Here is a 19514-nt window from a genome sequence, read left to right on the forward strand (position 1 = left end):
ATATCTAAAAATACTCCGCTTACTATGTCAATATCGGAAAAACCAAGTTTCGTAAGAAATAAAGCCTTTTGTTTAAGCCTAAATATTTGTATTAGTTCTTGAGCCTTTTATATTTGATTTTAACTAACCACTTTCTAAACAAAACAAAGACGTTCTATGGATTTCTTGTACAGTAATATTATCTATCTAATCCCCATCCTTGGCCTTGTCGGTATCTTTGTCATGCTCTCTAAATCAGCTTGGGTCAGTAAACAAGATCCGGGAGATGAAAATATGAGGACCCTGTCTGGATACATTGCTGATGGAGCAATGGCCTTTCTTAAAGCAGAATGGAAAATCTTGTCTTACTTTGCCGTTATTGCAGCTATCCTTTTAGCCTATTCCGGCACCTTAGTCGAAACTTCCAGTCCGATAATAGCTGTTTCTTTCCTGATCGGAGCATTCACTTCTGCTTTTGCCGGCTATATTGGAATGAATATAGCTACTAAGGCTAATGTCAGAACCACACAGGCAGCAAGAACAAGCCTGGCTCAAGCTCTAAAAGTATCATTTACAGGCGGAAGCGTAATGGGATTAGGAGTTGCAGGATTAGCTGTTCTGGGTCTTGGAACCTTGTTTATCGTCTTTTACCAGCTTTATGTGGTAAGCGAAGGAGCGAGCGTGAATGGCGAAGAAATGGAAAAAGCGCTTGAAGTACTGGCGGGATTTTCATTAGGAGCAGAATCAATCGCACTTTTTGCCCGGGTAGGCGGCGGGATCTATACAAAAGCAGCAGACGTTGGTGCAGACCTGGTAGGAAAAGTTGAAGCGGGAATCCCAGAAGATGATGTCAGAAATCCTGCAACGATTGCGGATAACGTAGGAGATAATGTTGGAGATGTAGCCGGAATGGGTGCTGATCTTTTTGGATCTTATGTTGCAACCATTCTTGCGACGATGGTATTGGGCCGGGAGATAGTGTCTGAAGATAAGTTTGGAGGTATCGCTCCTGTACTGCTACCCATGTTAATTGCGGGCTTAGGTTTGATTTTTTCAATTATCTCAACTTCATTCGTGAAGATAAAGAACGAAAGTGATAATGTTCAGAACGCTTTGAACATGGGCAACTGGTCTTCCATAATCCTAACTGCAATTGCTTCCTATTTTGCTGTTACCTGGATGCTGCCTGAAACTATGGAAATCCGAGGTTATAAGTTTAGCAATACCGATGCTTTTTTGGCAATCATAGTAGGTTTGATTGTAGGAGCATTAATGAGTTTGATTACCGAATATTATACGGCAATGGGAAAAAGACCTGTGATTTCGATCGTAAATCAATCGTCTACAGGACATGCAACTAATATCATAGGGGGATTAGCCGTAGGAATGGAATCTACGCTACTTCCTATCCTGGTATTAGCTTCAGGGATCTACGGTTCATACTATTTTGCTGGGTTATACGGTGTAGCCATAGCAGCAGCGGGAATGATGGCAACAACAGCTATGCAATTAGCTATAGACGCATTCGGTCCTATTGCTGATAATGCTGGTGGTATTGCCGAAATGAGTCAGCTTCCGGAAGACGTCCGACATCGTACAGACAATCTTGATGCTGTAGGAAACACTACCGCAGCTACAGGAAAGGGCTTTGCAATCGCCTCTGCAGCTTTAACCTCACTAGCCCTCTTCGCTGCTTTTGTTGGAGTAGCCGGAATTAACAGTATTGATATTTACAAGGCAAATGTGCTGGCAGGATTATTTGTAGGGGGAATGATCCCCTATATCTTTTCTTCCCTCGCAATCTCTGCAGTGGGAAGGGCAGCAATGGACATGGTCCAAGAGGTTCGCCGTCAGTTTCGTGACATCCCAGGCATTATGGAGTACAAAGCCAAGCCGGAATACGAACGTTGTGTTGAAATTTCCACTAAAGCTTCGCTTCGTGAAATGATGCTCCCGGGTGCAATAGCTCTGATAGTGCCAATCATTATTGGCTTCGCTTTCGGACCAGAGGTTTTAGGCGGATTGTTAGCCGGAGTTACAGTTTCAGGAGTTTTGATGGGCATGTTCCAATCCAATGCCGGCGGTGCATGGGACAATGCGAAGAAATCTTTTGAAAAAGGAGTGGAAATCGATGGAGAAACGCATTATAAAAAGTCAGAGCCTCATAAAGCTTCTGTAACTGGAGATACTGTGGGAGATCCGTTCAAGGATACTTCTGGACCTTCTATGAATATACTGATTAAACTCATGTCTATCGTTTCCTTAATCATTGCTCCCCATATAGCCCAGGTCGACAACTCAGATCTGTCAAAAGCTAAATTCAAACAAGAATCCAAGGCGGAAATAGCCATTAAGACGGTACAAAAGAAAATCAAACTATAATAACTAGAAAAAAGTGCAAAAGGATAGGATTCTATTACCTAACCCCTTTCTTTTTGCTCTTAAAATCTTTACGTTTGACCAACAGTAACTATTAGAGATGAAAATATGAGCTTATTTATAAAAAAACCTTTATCGGATTTGTTAGAGGATGTTTCAGACCATGGTAAAGGGTTGAAAAGAACCTTAACAGCAGGCTCACTTGTAGCGTTGGGGATAGGAGCAATTATAGGTGCAGGACTTTTTGTGCGGACTGCTGCTGCTGCCGCCCAGAATGCAGGCCCTTCAGTTACTATTGGTTTCATTGTTGCCGCTTTAGGTTGTGCCCTTGCAGGCCTTTGTTACGCTGAATTATCTTCTTCTATTCCAATTGCCGGTAGTGCCTATACGTATAGCTATGCGACAATGGGAGAATTAGTTGCGTGGGTAATTGGATGGGATTTAATTCTGGAGTATGCGGTAGGAGCAGCTACAGTGGGTATAGCTTGGAGCGAATATCTTAATAATTTGCTCGTTAATGTTCTACATGTTCCCCCAATTCCATATGAACTGAGTCATTCACCGTTTGAAAAATCATTAGACGGAGTTCACGGAATGATCAATATTCCAGCTTTACTAATAGTTACAGCACTAACCTTATTGCTTATAAAGGGCACACAGGAGTCTGCATTTGTTAACGGTCTTATAGTAATTGCAAAAGTTTCTATTGTTATTCTGATCATTATAATCGGCTGGGGATTTATTAATCCTGCCAATCATGCCGTTTACATCCCTGAACCCTCCACTTACACCGATCACCAAGGTATTTCTCATAATTTTGGAGGAATAATGGGAATACTAGGAGCTGCAGGAGTGGTATTTTTCGCCTTCATCGGCTTTGATGCTGTAAGTACCGCCGCTCAAGAGGCTAAAAATCCTAAAAAGGATATGCCGATAGGTATTTTAGGCTCACTGGTAGTCTGTACGATTCTATATATACTTTTCGCACACGTTTTAACTGGAGTAGCTACAACTGAAGATTTTCGCACTACTGGTAAAGAAGCTTCAGTAGCTTTCGTAATAAATAAGTATATGACTGGATATAACTGGCTGGCACAACTAGTGACTGTTGCTATCCTTGCAGGATTTTCGTCGGTTATCCTTGTTATGTTACTTGGCCAGTCCCGGGTGTTCTATTCAATGAGCCGGGATGGTTTGCTTCCTAAAGTATTTAGTGACCTCCATCCAAAATATCAGACACCTTATAAAGCTAACCTGTTTATACTTATCCTGGTAGGTTTATTTGCGGCCTTTGTTCCTGGAGACATTGTAGGAGACATGACCAGTATCGGAACTTTGTTTGCTTTCATGCTAGTTTGCGTAGCTGTGATTGTTTTGAGAAGAACTGATCCCGACCTACCCAGGCAGTTTAAAACGCCACTTGTACCATTTATTCCGATTTTAGGAGTAGTAGTGTGCGGTGCGATGATCTTTGGATTGGGATGGACAAATTGGCTCAGGTTGATAGGATGGCTGGTAATAGGATTTATTATTTATTTCGGATATAGCAGGAAGAATTCAGTTTTGAGAACAAGACATATGACTGTTCAGCCAGAAGATCCGAAACCAGGTTTTATAGAAGAATAAGAAGTTGTTTTTTACAAAAAGGTTCCGCCAGCTAAGCTAACGGAACCTTTTTATTTACCTTACAACTTAGGCTATAAGGTGCAATATCTCAGAAATTGGCTGATCAGAATCTATCAAAATACCAGTAATACCAGCAGCTTCCCCAGCGATTACATCCCTTTCCCTATCCCCTATAAAATACGCTTGCTTCTTATCTACATTGTACCTTGCAATTGCCTTTTCTAGCAACAAAGATCCTGGCTTACGACACATGCATTTTCCATTATAATTTGGATGATGACGGCAGTAATATACCTCGGTAATATGAACACCATTAGAAGCGTATGTATCTCTCAAATGCTGGTGCATCTTACCTAAAGTCTCCTCAGTATACCAACCTTTTGCTACGCCGCCCTGATTTGTCACAACAATTAACAAATATCCTCTATCTTGCAACTCCTTAAGTGGAGCAAAGTTGTGCTCAAGGATGTGAAAGTCATCAAAGTTACATACATAGTCACCGAGCTCTTTATTGAGGACACCATCACGGTCTAAGAAAACAGCTTTATTTTTATTCATCCTGGCAAAACTACGACTTTTTATGCGAAAGTTACCTTTGACAGCTCCGGGTAGAAGCTGTCACATACTATTGAAGGTTAAATTAAAAGCCAGAAAAACCATTCAAAATACTAACGATATTAGCAATTTAATTATCTTTAGTGTATGACATTATATTTGACAGCCATTCTACCGCCAGCTCCCCTATCAGAGGAAATAGACGATATCAGAAAGGAGATCTCCAGCAAATACAATATACATGCTGCGCTAAAACCTCCCGTTCATATAACATTGTACAAACCTCTAAAAATTCCTTCAGCCCAGGAAAAGCACCTTATACAAATGCTAAAACCAGTCTCGCTTCTGCATAACCCATTTAAGCAGGAACTGCAGAATTACGATAGCTTTAATAACAAGACATTGTTTGTCAATTGTGTGAAGGAGCCTCTTTTGAATAACCTACAAAAAGATATATCTGCTGTTTATCTTAAAAATAATATAGATCCGGAGGAAGTGAAAAGCAATTCAACTTTTCACCCGCATATAACTATTGCCTATCGAGATGTAAGTCCTGAAATATTCATTGAACTCTGGGCGGAATTTAAGAATAGGAAACTAAAGCGAAGCTTTACCATTGATCGTTTCACCCTGCTTAAACATGACGGGAAGAAATGGCAACCGCTGGAAGAATATCTATTGAAAAAGCCAGAAGAGCTAAAGCTTTTTTAACATCCTGCAAGGCTTAATTCTATTCCGCCTTGCAGGATGTTTATTTAAGAAACAACTTCGCTGTTTGCAAGAATGAGTTGTTTGTGATATACTATCAAACCGTCGATTGGAGATTTCAATATTTGGCCTGTCTTCATGCCATATTTCTCCGCTACTGATGCCAGGATTTCTTTAAAGTAGTAACCAACTGAACCGACTGAGTTGAACTCGTATTTCTGATAATCCGGATAAAGAGTAACTAGATTTTTAAAGAAGTCATCAAAAGAACTTTCTACCAACCTATGAATATGTGGGTTTTCGATGTGCTTAGCAATGAACTCACAAAAGCTAGCACAAAAACGGCTAACAAGAGGTTTGGTATAAATTCTATCCAAAATCTCGTCAATTGTATAATTATACGTCTGACTAAAACTATCTTTTATCTCCTGAGGCAAAGTTCCCCTTACCAAATCAGTAAGAAACTTCTTACCTATATAACAGCCACTACCTTCATCACCAAGAATATAAGCTGCAGAATCGATATGGTAAGAAATATCATTACCATCATAAACAGCGGTGTTAGTTCCTGTTCCAAGAATCGCAGCGAAACCAGCATCTTGATTTAATAGGGCACGGCATGCTGCCAAAAGATCATGCTCAATAAAAGTACTTGCTTTGGTAAAAATGCGGCCAAAAGCTCTTTCGAGAACTGAAGCCTTCTCTTTGTTATGTACTCCTGCCCCGTAGAAATAGATCTTCTCTACATTTTCAGGTAACAGATCTTCGGGCAGTACACTTTGCAAAGAAGACACGATGTATTCTTCGTCAACGAAATAAGGATTATAACCTTCCGAGTAGAAATCCTTGGTATTAAGATCCTTGCTTATTAAACTCCAATGAGTTTTGGTCGAGCCACCATCTGCAATTAAAATCATATCAGAAAATTTCGATAAAAATAAAAAAACTTAGTGTAAGTTCTACACTATGCTTTATTTATTTTTGTCAGGCAAATATTATTAACTTACAAAGCATAGATCAGAGCTTCATAGGGTCGAAGCTTATCGTACCTGCCCTTCATGTCCTCATAATTGGATATAATTAGTTTTGCGGAACTTAAGTCAATATCAGGGAGCGAGACTGTAGATTCATGAGGCTTGAAGTTTAATACCACCAGAAGCACCTCATCATCCAGTTGACGTTTGTAAGCATAAACATTGGGATTTTCCCTATCAATTAAAGTGTAAGTTCCATAGATCAATGTCAAATCACTCTTTCGATACTTAATTAACTTCCTGAAATAATTTAAGATAGATCCAGGGTCTTTTTCCTGTGAGCTCGCATTTACCTTATTATAGTTCTTATTAACCTTCAGCCAGGTAGTACCATTCTGGGTAAAGCCAGCATTGTCAGTATTGTCCCATTGGAATGGAGTTCTACTATTATCACGGGCTGTTATCTTTTGATTCTCAATAAATCGGTTTGTATCTCCTCCCGTCCTATGGATGTGCAGGTACATATTCCTTGTTTCGATATCCTGATAATCCTCAATGCTATCAAACTTAATGTTGCTCATCCCAATTTCATCTCCCATATAGTAATAAGGAGTCCCTCTCATGGTCAATAAGAAGGTCGTAAGCAGTTTAGATGATACTTCTCTAAACTCCTCAGAGTCGTTTCCCCAACGGGTTAGCATCCTTGGATTATCATGGTTAGCAAGATAAACAGTACCCCATCCCTTCTCAGCGTAAGTATAATCCCATCTTGTAAATACATCTTTCAGGTCTATAAGGTTGTATCCATTTGGATCAGGAGCTTTGAACTCGAACGGCAACAAACCTATACCAAGAGTATCGAAATGATAAAGCATGTTAAGCTCCCTTCTCTCAGGATCTACGAAGTTCAAAGCAGTCTCATTATTTACTCCTATACCCTCAGCAATTGTCATTATATCATACCTGCATAGGACTTCTCTATTCATCTCTTTCAAATATTTATGTAAGAAAGGGCCTTCAGAATAATACCGTGCATAATCATTATGATATTGCTCGGGAATAGGTGGGTAGGAGGTATCTTTTGAAATAAAGGGAATTACATCCATACGAAATCCATCAATACCTTTATCCAACCAAAACCTCATCATGCGATATATCTCATTTCGCAAGTGTGGGTTTTCCCAGTTCAAATCTGGCTGTTTTTGGGAGAAATAGTGAAGGTAATAGGAATTCGTCCTGTCGTCATACTTCCAGGCATCGTTATTTACATCAAAAAAACTGAACCGATTTGCAGGTTTGCCTTTTTCAGCTGGCCACCAGTGATAGAAATTACGATAAGGGTTGTCGCGGCTGCTCCTAGATTCCCTAAACCATCTATGCTCATCGCTACTGTGATTTACTACCAGATCGAGGATCAGCTTAATGCCTCTTGAATGCAGGCCCTTAAGTAGCTCATCAAAGTCGGCCATAGTACCAAACTCATTCATTATACCCTGGTAGTCACTAATATCGTAACCATTGTCATCATTTGGGGAAGAGAATATTGGGTTAAGCCATACAACATCTACACCCAGGCTTTCAATATAATCGAGTTTAGAAATAATTCCCCTCAAATCTCCTATACCATCACCATTGCTATCTTTAAAGCTTCGGGGATATATCTGATATACAACTGCTTCCTTCCACCATACTCGTTCAATTTCTTCGTTGTTGTTGCTACCTGTCTGCTCATTCGCCATCTATAGTTCAAAATTTAATCTATAGCACAACAGCAGGTGTGAAACTTGGTTTAGGTGGATAGTTAAAATAAATAGCATCAGTTACTCAGGCAACTCGAATTTTTCGCGCATTACCTCGCTCCCAGTGGTATCAGTCTAAAACTATCAAGCTGGCTCAACCCAATTGCCATCTGTCCTGATAATCTCAATTAATTCGTCAAGCGCGCTCTCCGTGTTTACGTTCTTCTTCACAACTTCTTTTCCCCTATAAAGCGTAATCTTTCCTGGTCCGGCACCAACGTAGCCGTAATCAGCGTCAGCCATCTCCCCTGGCCCGTTAACAATGCAACCCATTATTCCAATTTTGAGGCCTTTCAAATGACTTGTGCGACTCCGGATCATTTGTGTCGTCTCTTGAAGATCAAAAAGCGTTCTGCCACAACTGGGACAAGAAATATATTCTGTTTTAGAGATTCTGGACCTTGTAGCCTGAAGGATTCCGAAAGATGTGCTTACAACGGTTTTAGTATCAATTTCAGGAGCATCTAACCAAATCCCATCTCCAAACCCATCTACTAATAGAGCACCAGCGTCTGTAGAGGCATATAATTGCAGGTTAGTAGCAGGCGTAACAGCAGTATCCAATAACTCTTTGCTGTAGCTCCTCTTTATGATGACAGGAACTTTAATTCCTGCTTTAGATAAGGAAAAGAAAAACTGTCGCTGATCCGCCATACCATGGACTTCCATTGTTTCAAGCACGAACACAAGTGTTTGGTCTACTTGAACCTTAAAAAGCTCCTCTTTCTCCAGATCAGAATTTGTAATTGTAACCAGATTCAAAGATGAATCTTTCTCAGTTGCTGTAATATATTCCTGTAATGAGAATAAAGGATGGCAATTCTTTTTGTTCAGAAGCTCTCTCCAGGTACTATAATTATACAGTTGCTTTAAATTACCCGGCATAGAAAACGATGGTAGCTGATCTGCGAGATAAACAAAATCAACAGACTGCTCACCCATGTTATACTTATCCAGTAGTGGGGAGTAATTGTAGCCTGTATCCGTAAGAATATTTGGGTCTTTCAGATTTTTTGCAGAGAGGTCTACCACTACACGGGGAACTTGATGTCCTCCGATAAATGTATTTAATTCTACAGTATCTCTTTTTTTATAGTCGTAAGGAGAAAAACCTATTGGAAGATCGGAAATTATTTCCTTAGGATCCAAGGGATCGCTGCTTAAGCGCCTGCGCTCATATCTTTTGGCGAGAGCAATTGCTACAGGCGCTTCCGCTTCAGGTTCTTCAGTTAAAGAAACACGGATGGTATCTCCTAATCCGTCTTCCAGCAACGTTCCAATTCCTACAGCAGATTTTATACGACCATCTTCTCCGTCACCCGCTTCTGTTACACCCAAGTGCAAAGGATAGTTCATTCCTTCATTCTGCATGGTCTCCACGAGCAACCTGTATGCCTGGACCATCACTTGAGGATTACTGGACTTCATTGAGATCACCAGGTTATAGTAGTTCAAGGTCTCACACATCCTAATGAATTCCATAGCTGACTCAACCATTCCTCTTGGTGTGTCACCATAATAACTCATGATCCGGTCTGACAAAGAGCCATGATTTGTTCCGATACGCATAGCAGTACCATACTCCTTACACACTTTCACTAAGGGTGCAAATTTTGTATAAATACGCTCCAGTTCCGCTTGATACTCTGCCTGAGTGTAGTCCAGCTGATCAAAACGCTTCTTATCAGCATAATTACCCGGGTTGATACGCACTTTTTCTACAATACGGGCTGCTACCTCCGCTGCATTAGGGGTGAAATGAATATCTGCTACGAGAGGAACATTATACCCTCTCGCCCGAAGCTCCTTTTTGATATCTGCAAGGTTCTGCGCTTCCTTAATGCTGGGCGCTGTTATCCGTACATACTCACATCCTGCATCTACCATTCTAATAGTCTGCTCTACAGTTGCAATAGTATCCATTGTATTTGTAGTCGTCATACTTTGAATACGTATAGGATTATTGCCTCCCATGGGAATATCACCTATGTTTACTTCCCGGGTAACATAACGTGAATATTGAGTAAGTGAGTTACAGTACTTGCCCTTAAGCGCAGAATTTATATCAGAAGTCATAATTATTAATCACGCAAAATTACGTAAATGGTTTGGGAGTTGCTTGCGCCAGAGACGGGTTTAGATTAAATAAAAAGCCGTGCCTACTATGCAGACACGGCTCATTGCGTTATAATAATTTAACTCTAATACCTTTCCACCCTTGCCTTAGATAGTCCTCCGCTTATATTTATTACGAAATGAGGTTTTGCAGGATCATAGGCAGGCGTTACATAAGTGCCGTCTTCTCGTTTTTCAAATCCGTCGAATTCATTTGAAGACAAACCAGTATCTGAATGGATCTCGCAAGAAGCGCCCTCCGGAATAGATATAGTGAGTTTCGAAACACCAGTATCAGTATCTATGGTTGTAATCTGTTGAGGAGCACCAAGCTTCATATCAAAAGCTGCAGCTCCTCCCTGCAGTTTAATACTTTTTATTTTGAAGGGACTAAGATCAAAGTCTATTTTCCCAGCTCCTATTTCTAAATTCAGGTCCCAAATTGGTTTTGTATTTAATTTGAGCTCAGCTTTGCCTGCTCCTGACCTACCCTCAAGCTTATGCTTTCCAGACATGCTGAAAGAAAGGTTATCTGTGCTGTCTGAAGAAGTTTTAAGCAAAGAAAAGTTCGTTCCTCTTCTTTTAACTTCTGCAACAAAAAGCTCTCCGGTTGTATCTTTCAATTCGTACTTTGTTGCCCCACCTTCGATATTTAACACCGCATACTTCGTGGTAGCAGATATTGACTCCGAAAAAGTATTTCCCTGCGCATCCTCTTCCTCTGCATTCTCCTCATCATTATCATCAGACCTTTTATGGTCCCAATAAAATCCAGAGTCATTATCCCGATCCGGTTTTGTCCCTTGTACTCCAATAAATACAAGAGCTGCGATGGTAATAACTACTGAAATCATTCCTCCTTTGTTAGAGTCATCACTTGGAAATAACATATTTACGCCAAGGATAATCAAAACGAGTGGCCAGAACCGCCAAAGGACGCCCCAGTGGAAGTCTATTGTACCAAAATTATCCAGCAGCAGTACGCCGCCGATAAATAAGAAAATCAATCCCCAAATTACTCTTTCCGTTTTCATACTTTTATCTTATAGGCTCCTCGCCCGGTGAACTTTTCTCATTATCTTCAAAGGGTGTTTCCTTTTTAGGTATTTCTTTGTTTTTAGATGGCTTAGCCAGAATCACAAGCCCGATAGCAACAAAGACCAGGGGCCAAAGTTTCTCAATGGAGATCCAATCAGGAAGAATAAAAAATTCATCTAACAGAAAATAAGAACCTAGGGCAATCAAGATCATTCCAGTAATATACCTTATACTATTATCCCGTTCCTTTTTGTTAGGATTTGCCTGTCCGAAGTAGTTTGACTTGGGAATGTTCTCCTCATAAATTCTATAATCTGCTTCATTTCCATGAATAGGAACCTGAGTAAAGACCTTTGCCGGCACGGCAATCCATAGGATAATATAGATCCACACGCCAGAAAATCCAAAAATCGTCAGACAGATAAAGAGCACCCTAATCCAGGTAACTTCTACGTTTAAATAATCCGCGAGACCTGCAGCAACCCCTGCAAGCATTTTGTTTGATTCATCTCTTTCTAATTTCTTTTCCATGTTAAATATTCCCTTCAGAAGGCGTTATCAACAACTCATCAGGATTAGCACCAACACTCATCTTTAAACAACAAAGAACAGCATCAGCAACATCAGCAGCAGCTATAAAACGTTCTGGAGGAATAGTTGTACCCTCCCAAGAGCTTGTTAAAGTTGAACCGGGATGAATTGCTGTAACTTTTACCCTGTGAGCCATTAATTCTTGCCTTAATACTTTGGTTAGACTTAAAAGCGCAGCTTTTGTTACAGAGTAGGATCCAGCTGCTACAACCGGGGTAATAGCAGCTACAGAGCAAATATTAATGATGTGTCCTTTTCTATTATCACGCATTTTGCGTCCGAAAACCCGGCACAAATGATAAGCAGTCAGGTAATTGATCTGCAGTTGCTTCTGGAAATTACCCTCTTCTTCATCAAGTACAGATGCTGGAATAAATACCCCAACATTATTAATTAAAACATCAACGGTAGCAAAGTGTTGTTGTACAAAACCGGAAAAACGCTCGACCTGTAAGGAATCAGAGCAATCTGAGACAAGCCCTTGAACTGAAACAGAAGGGTTTAAAGCCATAAGATCATTACACAAAGTGTCAATTTCCTGTTTGTTACGAGCACAAAAGATGATATTATATCCTGCTTCAGCTAGTTTAAAAGCTATAGCTCTGCCCATTCCTTTGGTTGCTCCGGTTATTATAGCGTTCATATGATATTTCGATTTAAACTGTAACGTTAAAAAAACTTATTTTTAGCCGCAAAAAAGATATGATCTTTTATCCTCTAGGGAAATATATTCTACTATTAAAAGCAGCTTTCAGGAGACCTGAAAAGTGGAACATTTATCGCAAAGAGATCTTCAAGGAAATGGTGTCTATTGGTGTCGGCTCCGTTTGGATCATCTCGATTATCTCCGTATTCCTTGGAATGGTAACAACGGTTCAGACTGCCTACCAGCTGGTGAGTGATTTCATTCCAAAATCAATTATTGGTATGATCGTGCGTGACTCTTCTATCCTTGAGCTTAGTCCGACTATCTCGGCTATTGTTCTTGCAGGTAAGGTTGGGTCAAGTGTAGCTTCTCAAATTGGAACAATGCGTGTTACTGAGCAGATCGATGCTTTAGAAATAATGGGAATTAATTCTCCAGGTTACCTTATCCTTCCAAAGATGATAGCAGCTATAATTACCATCCCTCTATTGGTTATTATTTCTATCGGACTAAGTATTTGGGGAGGTTACATTGCTGGAACTTTATCAGGAGCTGTTACTCAAAATGAATTTATTTTAGGAGCTACCGATGGATTCAGAGGGTTTACTATAACAGTTTCGATGGTTAAAGCAGTGATCTTTGCATTTATCATTACCTCTGTTTCAGCTTATCAGGGCTTTTACACCTCTGGCGGAGCTTTGGAAGTTGGCATCTCAAGTACCAGAGCTGTTGTAGTTAGCTGTATCATGATTCTGTTTGCTGATTATGTTGTAGCCCAACTTTTATTATGATTGAGATTAAGAACATCCATAAGACTTTCGGAGAAAATTATGTTTTGAAAGGAATATCATCAGAATTCAAAGAAGGTATGAACAACCTCATTATCGGAGGTTCTGGGTCAGGAAAGACCACTTTGTTGAAGTGCATGGTAGGACTCCATGAGCCAGATGAAGGTTCAGTGATCTATGATGGCCGGGATTTTACGAGAATGAATTTTGAAGAACGTATAGAGATCCGGAAGGAAATTGGAATGCTATTTCAAAGCTCTGCTCTATTTGACTCTATGACAGTTGAAGAAAACGTTATGTTCCCACTCAACATGTTCACTAATCAAAAAAGAAAAGAGAAGTTAGACAGGGTTAATTTTTGCCTTGAACGTGTAAACCTTACAGGAAAGAACAAACTTTTTCCTGCCGAGCTTTCCGGGGGAATGAAAAAACGTGTGGGGATTGCACGTGCAATTTCAATGCAGCCGCGGTACCTGTTTGTTGACGAACCGAACTCAGGACTCGACCCAAAAACCTCTATCGTTATTGACGAGCTGATTAATGAGATTACAGAAGAGTATAAGATCACTACTGTGGTTGTTACCCACGACATGAACTCGGTTATGGGAATAGGGGATAATATTATTTTTCTTTACAACGGTAAGAAAGAATGGGAAGGTTCCAATAAGGACATTGCCCGGTCGGAGAGCAAGGAGTTGAACGACTTCGTGTTTGCCAGCCGCTTTATGCAAGCCGCTAAGGAGAAGTTATAGTAATCAAGGTTTCCAACTCTTTTTCTCTACCTTTGCCTCAAACAACAGAAAATCTGTACATCAATAATATAAATGATTCAACTCCTTACCCCGCAGCACTGGAAAGATTACGAACTGATTGATTGCGGTAATTTCGAGAAGCTTGAACGCTTTGGTAACTTAATTTTGATTCGTCCTGAACCCCAGGCAGTGTGGGATAAACAGCTACCGGAGTCGGAATGGCAAAAACAACATCATATAAAATTTAAAGGACGTAGTGCAACCTCTGGTGAGTGGGTTAAGAAAAACCCGAAGAGTCCGGATAGATGGCATATTTCTTATGAAAACAATAATATTGCTATTAAACTTCGACTGGGGCTTACATCATTTAAGCATGTAGGACTCTTTCCTGAACAAGCAGTAAATTGGGATTATATTTCAGATTCCGTCACGAGATTTAAAAATCCGGAGCCGAAAGTTCTAAATCTATTTGCCTACACAGGAGGTGCATCTGTAGTTGCAAGGGCAGCGGGAGCTGATACTACTCACGTTGATTCAATAAAACAGGTTGTAACCTGGGCCAACGAAAATCAAGAACTTTCAGGACTTAAGGATATCAGATGGGTAGTTGAAGATGCCTTGAAGTTTGTTAAGCGCGAGTTAAAACGAGGCAAGAAGTATAATGGCATCATTCTGGACCCTCCTGCGTATGGCCATGGCCCCAATGGGGAGAAATGGAAATTGGAAGACCACATTCTGGAAATGATGAAAGAAGTAACTCAGTTACTTGATGAAAAGGAGCACTTCCTTATTCTTAACACCTACTCTCTCGGTTTTTCATCTGTTATCGTAGAAAATTTGCTAAAGAACACAATTAAAGATCCACAAAACTTAGAGATCGGAGAGTTGTTTCTTCAGGCCACTGCAGGCAGTAAACTTCCTTTAGGTGTTTTTGGTAAAGTGAGAAAATTCGACATCTAAGGATGTTAACAAATTCGGTACAACGTTGAAATCTTTTATTTGTGATGCATACTAACATCGGCTATTTTGCATCAAAAAACATCTGACAATGACAAACAAGTATATATTATTTTTAGGTTTAGCAGTTGGTTTAGCTACTGTAAGCTGCACAGATAGTACGACCAAAGCGGGCGGCAATTCAAAAGGGTCAGGCAATGCAGCTAGTGTAAAAGACAGCTCAGCTTCAGCAGACTCGGCAGCAACTACTACAGCTGCAGTAGATACCGGCAAATACAATCAGAAGTTAAGAGAAAATGCTAATGGAGATACTACTGGCAAATGGCCGGTAAAGAATCAACCTTACCCTCTTCCAGGTGCTATTCTTCCATTTAAACGAATAGTTGTTTACTATGGCAATATGCACTCAAAGAAAATGGGTGCTTTAGGAGAGTACGCGCCCAAGGAAATGTGGAGAAGGCTTAATGCTGAAGTTAAACACTGGGAACGCGTAGATCCTAAAACTCCTGTACAAAAAGGAATCCATTATATCGCAACTGTTGCCAGTGGTACTGCAGGTAAAGACGGAGCTTACGTTAATCGTATGCCAGAGAAGCAGATCGATTCGGCATTGGCCATAGCTAAAATGGAGAATGCTATTCTCTTTTTAGATATTCAGATTGGACTTAGCACTATTCAGAAAGAGCTTCCAAGATTTGAGAAATATTTAAAGATGTCGCATGTTCATTTAGGTATCGACCCAGAATTTGCGATGCGCAAAAAGGGAGTTCCTCCCGGCAGAAAAATTGGAACATACGATGCAGAAGAAATAAATTATGCAACAGATTATCTTGCCCGCATTGTGAGAGAAAATAAGCTGCCACCTAAAGTTTTCGTTTTACACCGCTTCACCCAGGGGATGGTGACCAATTACAAAAACATTAAGCTACATCCGGAAGTACAGTTTGTAGTTCACATGGATGGATGGGGCGAGCCTGAATTAAAGTTAGGAACCTATAGAAATCATATATTTAAAGAGCCAGTCCAATTCACAGGATTCAAGTTATTTTATAAAAATGACTTGAAAAAGGCACCCAATAGAATGATGACCCCAGAAGAGTTAATGAAATTAAAACCAGTTCCACTCTATATTCAATATCAATAACCATAGAAAAATGACATTACTAAGGGCAGAAATAACATTCTGCCCTTTTTATTTGTATGTAACTTACAAGATCTGACGAAATCAAAAGTTCGTAGATTATTTAAAATAAATGAGATGGCATTAGAAACAGCAACATTCGGCGCTGGGTGCTTTTGGTGCACTGAGGCGGTATTTCAAAAACTAAAAGGCGTTTCAAGAGTAGAGTCTGGATATATGGGAGGTACACTTGAAAATCCAACATATAAGGACGTATGTAATGGAGATACAGGACACGCAGAGGTAATTCAGGTAGATTATAATCCTGCAGAAATCTCCTTCGAGGAGTTACTTTTGGTATTCTTTAAAACTCATGATCCTACTACCTTAAATCGTCAGGGAAATGATATTGGCACACAGTATCGTTCTGCTATATTCTATCACACCACCGAGCAAAGGGACCAGGCAAATGAGATGATCGATAATCTAACCAAAGAGTTAGTTTATGATCGTGCGATTGTCACAGAGGTAGTTCCAGTGAGCGATTTTTATAAGGCAGAAGGATATCATCAGAATTACTTCAATCTCAATAGTGGCCAATCCTATTGCGCATTCGTTATTCAGCCCAAGCTTGATAAGTTCATCAAACAGTTTAAGGATAAACTTAAACCAGAGTTTCAGTAAAAGAAAAAGGTTCAGAATTGTCTTCTGAACCTTTTTCTTTTAGAACAAACCTAACTGCCCTTTATCCATGTCTATATCTTCAGGATTTGTTATTTCTAAAGAGATATTTTTCTTAGGAGACTCTTCTGTTTCTGTCCCGGTTGCTTTAGCTGCAAGTTCAGCATCCTCGTCATCTGAAGTCACAATTTCCCTTTCTGCTTCTTCATCCTGCTTTTCTGCTTCAACTATTTCTTCCAGCGGAGTTTCTGGAACAGGGTCTGGTACGTCCTCCGGATCGTCATGCTCTGCTACAAGTTCTATTGACTTGATGTCCTGCGGTGAAAGCCGGTTTCCCTGAGCTCGCATACCTTTTACATCGATCACATCGGAGAGATTAATTTCAACAGCTTCGGAACTTTGCCCTTTTCCTTTCGATTGAGTTACCTGAACAATAGGTTGTGTTGCGCCTGAAATAAGGACCAGCTTTGAACCAGGCTCTTCGTTGATAATACTTACTATTTTGCCTATCGCTATATCCTCAAATATGAAACGTTTCACGTAGTAATTCTTTGACTTACCATCCAGGTGTATTACCGTATAAACTTTTTCAGGATCATATTTCTCGATCAAAATCATCTTATCATCGAAATGATTGGTCAAGTCAAACGAAGTAAGCTCGTAAGTTCCATTACCGATAACAGTGAGGATCTTATCTGCACCGTCGAATTCTCCAAGGAATTTCCCTCGACCATCTACATTCAGACGCTTAAGTATTTCGTCGTACCAAATCTTTCTTCCAGCGAGAGTAGAAACCCCTTTAGCCTTTAGAAGCACTTTCTTAATTGGAAACTTGGTTGCCGTGTTACCAATAGAACCTCTTCCTTTTATTGCAACGTCGGCAAAGCTCATGTCCATTTGCAACTTGCGAAGTTTGGAATGAGGTTTAAGTTGAACCGTCACTATTTCAGCTTCACCGTTAGGGTTAGCAGTGAAATACAACACCCTCGTGCCTTTAGTCCCCTTGGTCAGATCGTACTCCTTGTCTCTGGTTATTCCAAGTACATTAAAACGTTTAATATAGGATACGCCACTTTCTCCATCCTTATAGATCATATTATACACTGTGCGTTCATCACCTTTTTTGAACACACCTACGTGAATAATATCCTTACCTACAAAAATTTTCTCCTGAACTTTAGTTACAATAAAGCGCCCATCTTCGCGGAATACAATTATTTCATCTATATCAGAACAATCACACACGAATTCATCTTTCTTCAGACTTGTTCCGATAAACCCGTCAGTTCTGTTTACATAGATCTTAACATTAGCGAGGGCAACCTGGGCAGCTTCAACCTTCTCAAAAGTCCTAAGCTCCGTTTTTCGCTCCCGCCCTTCTCCGTACTTCGCTTTTATTCTTTCAAACCACGCAATCGCATAATCGGTAAGGTGCTTTAAGTTATGAGTAACCTCCTTGATCTCATCAGACAAGGCTTTCATTTGTTCATCCGCCTTTTTAACATCGAAGCGGGTGATACTGCTCATTGGCTTATCGATGAGCTTCTTGTAGTCTTCAGGAAGAATCTCGCGGTAAAACTGAGGAAAAAATGGCTCAAACAGTTTATTAAGAACCTGAACCACCACTTCAAAGTTCCCAGAATTCTCATAGTCGGGATGTTTATACATCCCCTCCTGAATAAAGATTTTCAATAATGAACTAAAAAAGATCTTCTCCTTTAATTCATTTAAACGTATCTCCAGTTCCTGTTTTAGAAGACTTTTAGTATGCTCTGCATTGGAGATCAGGATATCATTTACACTTAAGAAGTGTGGCTTATCTTCATGGATAACACAGGTGTTCGGAGAGATTGAAACTTCGCAATCTGTAAAAGCATACAGAGCATCAATGGTAACATCCGGAGAAATTCCGGGAGCCAGATGGATAATGATCTCTACATTGGCCGCTGTATTATCCTCAATCTTTTTAATTTTAATCTTGCCCTTATCATTCGCAGATATGACACTATCGATCAAACTTCCGGTAGTGGTGGTAAACGGAATTTCGGTAATTGCAAGGGTTTTCTTATCCCTTTCTTCAATCCGGGCCCTTACCCTTACTTTCCCCCCACGTTGCCCTTCATTGTAATTTGAACAATCAGCCATTCCTCCGGTGGGGAAATCAGGAAGAAGATTTGGTCTATTCCCTTTTAACACCTCAACACAGGCATCGATAAGCTCTACGAAGTTATGAGGAAGAATTTTAGTTGCTAAACCTACCGCAATACCCTCTGCACCCTGTGCTAACAATAAAGGGAATTTTACTGGAAGAGTTACAGGTTCCCTGTTTCGACCATCGTAGCTGGATTGCCATTCTGTTGTATCCGGATTAAAGACAACTTCTTTGGCAAACTTAGATAATCTGGCTTCTATATAACGGGGAGCCGCCGCGGAATCGCCGGTCATGGGATCACCCCAGTTACCCTGGGTATCGATCAGCAAATTCTTTTGTCCGATCTGAACCATGGCATCACCAATGGACGCATCTCCATGCGGGTGATACTTCATGGTGTTACCAATGACATTAGCGGCTTTGTTGAACCTCCCATCATCCATCTCCTCAAGAGAATGGAGGATTCGTCGCTGCACTGGTTTTAAACCATCATTAATGTGCGGAACAGCCCGGTCAAGAATTACATACGACGCATAATCAAGGAACCAGTTCTCATACAGGCCGTTGATCGAAGTAACGTTGTGTAATTTCTCGTCGTTATCAATATTGTCTAAAGTTTCGTCGCTCATCCTTTTCTAAAAACTCATAAAACGA

Annotated in this window: 16 protein-coding genes; 8 read left to right on the forward strand and 8 right to left on the reverse strand. The window is 40.3% G+C overall.

The window, feature by feature from the left end:
- The first annotated feature begins 156 nt into the window (after window positions 1-156).
- Window positions 157-2361 (forward strand): sodium-translocating pyrophosphatase, encoded by a 2205-nt coding sequence (locus J4N24_RS03300; RefSeq protein ID WP_207532199.1) that lies wholly within the window; start codon window positions 157-159, stop codon window positions 2359-2361.
- A gap of 105 nt (window positions 2362-2466) precedes the next feature.
- On the forward strand, window positions 2467-3984 hold the full coding sequence (locus J4N24_RS03305) for an amino acid permease (protein ID WP_207532200.1): 1518 nt from the start codon (window positions 2467-2469) through the stop codon (window positions 3982-3984).
- A gap of 66 nt (window positions 3985-4050) precedes the next feature.
- Here the strand turns inward: J4N24_RS03305 and J4N24_RS03310 are convergent, their stop codons facing one another.
- Complete coding sequence (locus J4N24_RS03310; protein WP_207532201.1) at window positions 4051-4542, reverse strand: D-glycero-alpha-D-manno-heptose-1,7-bisphosphate 7-phosphatase; 492 nt, start codon at window positions 4540-4542, stop codon at window positions 4051-4053.
- Window positions 4543-4686: 144 nt separating this feature from the next.
- Between J4N24_RS03310 and J4N24_RS03315 the strand changes: the two genes are divergently transcribed.
- On the forward strand, window positions 4687-5250 hold the full coding sequence (locus tag J4N24_RS03315) for a 2'-5' RNA ligase family protein (RefSeq protein ID WP_207532202.1): 564 nt from the start codon (window positions 4687-4689) through the stop codon (window positions 5248-5250).
- Window positions 5251-5294: 44 nt separating this feature from the next.
- On the opposite strand, the gene J4N24_RS03320 is transcribed toward J4N24_RS03315, so the two are convergent.
- The 6 genes from J4N24_RS03320 to J4N24_RS03345 form a co-directional block, all read right to left on the reverse strand.
- Complete coding sequence (locus tag J4N24_RS03320) at window positions 5295-6164, reverse strand: N-acetylglucosamine kinase (protein ID WP_207532203.1); 870 nt, start codon at window positions 6162-6164, stop codon at window positions 5295-5297.
- An 86-nt stretch (window positions 6165-6250) separates the two neighbouring features.
- Window positions 6251-7960: a glycoside hydrolase family 13 protein gene (locus J4N24_RS03325; RefSeq protein ID WP_242691482.1), complete on the reverse strand. Its 1710-nt coding sequence runs from the start codon at window positions 7958-7960 to the stop codon at window positions 6251-6253.
- Window positions 7961-8104: 144 nt separating this feature from the next.
- Entirely contained in the window at window positions 8105-10096 is a 1992-nt protein-coding gene (gene ispG, locus J4N24_RS03330) for a (E)-4-hydroxy-3-methylbut-2-enyl-diphosphate synthase (RefSeq protein WP_207532204.1), read from the reverse strand.
- Between the two features lie 125 nt (window positions 10097-10221).
- A complete protein-coding gene (locus tag J4N24_RS03335) occupies window positions 10222-11169 on the reverse strand; it encodes a toast rack family protein (protein WP_207532205.1) in 948 nt (315 codons plus the stop codon).
- A 4-nt stretch (window positions 11170-11173) separates the two neighbouring features.
- The gene (locus J4N24_RS03340) at window positions 11174-11704 is read right to left on the reverse strand and encodes a PspC domain-containing protein (RefSeq protein WP_207532206.1); all 531 of its coding nucleotides are present in this window, start codon (window positions 11702-11704) and stop codon (window positions 11174-11176) included.
- A 1-nt stretch (window position 11705) separates the two neighbouring features.
- Window positions 11706-12407 carry an SDR family NAD(P)-dependent oxidoreductase gene (locus J4N24_RS03345; RefSeq protein WP_207532207.1) on the reverse strand — a complete coding sequence of 234 codons (702 nt, stop codon included), beginning with the start codon at window positions 12405-12407 and terminating at the stop codon, window positions 11706-11708.
- Window positions 12408-12466: 59 nt separating this feature from the next.
- Between J4N24_RS03345 and J4N24_RS03350 the strand changes: the two genes are divergently transcribed.
- From J4N24_RS03350 to msrA, 5 genes are all read left to right on the forward strand, one after another.
- Complete coding sequence (locus tag J4N24_RS03350; protein WP_207532208.1) at window positions 12467-13201, forward strand: MlaE family ABC transporter permease; 735 nt, start codon at window positions 12467-12469, stop codon at window positions 13199-13201.
- A complete protein-coding gene (locus J4N24_RS03355) occupies window positions 13198-13950 on the forward strand; it encodes an ABC transporter ATP-binding protein (RefSeq protein WP_207532209.1) in 753 nt (250 codons plus the stop codon). The genes J4N24_RS03350 and J4N24_RS03355 overlap by 4 nt, the downstream gene beginning before the upstream one ends.
- Before the next feature lie 72 nt (window positions 13951-14022).
- A complete protein-coding gene (locus tag J4N24_RS03360) occupies window positions 14023-14910 on the forward strand; it encodes a class I SAM-dependent methyltransferase (RefSeq protein WP_207532210.1) in 888 nt (295 codons plus the stop codon).
- Between the two features lie 88 nt (window positions 14911-14998).
- Entirely contained in the window at window positions 14999-16051 is a 1053-nt protein-coding gene (locus J4N24_RS03365; RefSeq protein ID WP_242691483.1) for a hypothetical protein, read from the forward strand.
- A gap of 114 nt (window positions 16052-16165) precedes the next feature.
- The gene (msrA, locus tag J4N24_RS03370) at window positions 16166-16711 is read left to right on the forward strand and encodes a peptide-methionine (S)-S-oxide reductase MsrA (protein ID WP_207532211.1); all 546 of its coding nucleotides are present in this window, start codon (window positions 16166-16168) and stop codon (window positions 16709-16711) included.
- Between the two features lie 39 nt (window positions 16712-16750).
- On the opposite strand, the gene J4N24_RS03375 is transcribed toward msrA, so the two are convergent.
- Complete coding sequence (locus J4N24_RS03375) at window positions 16751-19489, reverse strand: DNA gyrase/topoisomerase IV subunit A (RefSeq protein WP_207532212.1); 2739 nt, start codon at window positions 19487-19489, stop codon at window positions 16751-16753.
- Window positions 19490-19514: the final 25 nt, after the last annotated feature.

The organism is Desertivirga arenae, from assembly GCF_017355785.1.
GTDB classification, from domain to species: domain Bacteria; phylum Bacteroidota; class Bacteroidia; order Sphingobacteriales; family Sphingobacteriaceae; genus Desertivirga; species Desertivirga arenae.

Coding starts and splice junctions, on each gene's coding strand:
- J4N24_RS03340 (WP_207532206.1), bottom strand. CDS start 11,704: ATGGAAAAGAAATTAGAAAGAGATGAATCAAACAAAATGCTTGCAGGG.
- J4N24_RS03365 (WP_242691483.1), top strand. CDS start 14,999: ATGACAAACAAGTATATATTATTTTTAGGTTTAGCAGTTGGTTTAGCT.
- J4N24_RS03305 (WP_207532200.1), top strand. CDS start 2,467: ATGAGCTTATTTATAAAAAAACCTTTATCGGATTTGTTAGAGGATGTT.
- J4N24_RS03300 (WP_207532199.1), top strand. CDS start 157: ATGGATTTCTTGTACAGTAATATTATCTATCTAATCCCCATCCTTGGC.
- J4N24_RS03345 (WP_207532207.1), bottom strand. CDS start 12,407: ATGAACGCTATAATAACCGGAGCAACCAAAGGAATGGGCAGAGCTATA.
- J4N24_RS03355 (WP_207532209.1), top strand. CDS start 13,198: ATGATTGAGATTAAGAACATCCATAAGACTTTCGGAGAAAATTATGTT.
- J4N24_RS03315 (WP_207532202.1), top strand. CDS start 4,687: ATGACATTATATTTGACAGCCATTCTACCGCCAGCTCCCCTATCAGAG.
- J4N24_RS03320 (WP_207532203.1), bottom strand. CDS start 6,164: ATGATTTTAATTGCAGATGGTGGCTCGACCAAAACTCATTGGAGTTTA.
- J4N24_RS03375 (WP_207532212.1), bottom strand. CDS start 19,489: ATGAGCGACGAAACTTTAGACAATATTGATAACGACGAGAAATTACAC.
- J4N24_RS03325 (WP_242691482.1), bottom strand. CDS start 7,960: ATGGCGAATGAGCAGACAGGTAGCAACAACAACGAAGAAATTGAACGA.
- J4N24_RS03350 (WP_207532208.1), top strand. CDS start 12,467: ATGATCTTTTATCCTCTAGGGAAATATATTCTACTATTAAAAGCAGCT.
- J4N24_RS03310 (WP_207532201.1), bottom strand. CDS start 4,542: ATGAATAAAAATAAAGCTGTTTTCTTAGACCGTGATGGTGTCCTCAAT.
- msrA (WP_207532211.1), top strand. CDS start 16,166: ATGGCATTAGAAACAGCAACATTCGGCGCTGGGTGCTTTTGGTGCACT.
- J4N24_RS03335 (WP_207532205.1), bottom strand. CDS start 11,169: ATGAAAACGGAAAGAGTAATTTGGGGATTGATTTTCTTATTTATCGGC.
- J4N24_RS03360 (WP_207532210.1), top strand. CDS start 14,023: ATGATTCAACTCCTTACCCCGCAGCACTGGAAAGATTACGAACTGATT.
- ispG (WP_207532204.1), bottom strand. CDS start 10,096: ATGACTTCTGATATAAATTCTGCGCTTAAGGGCAAGTACTGTAACTCA.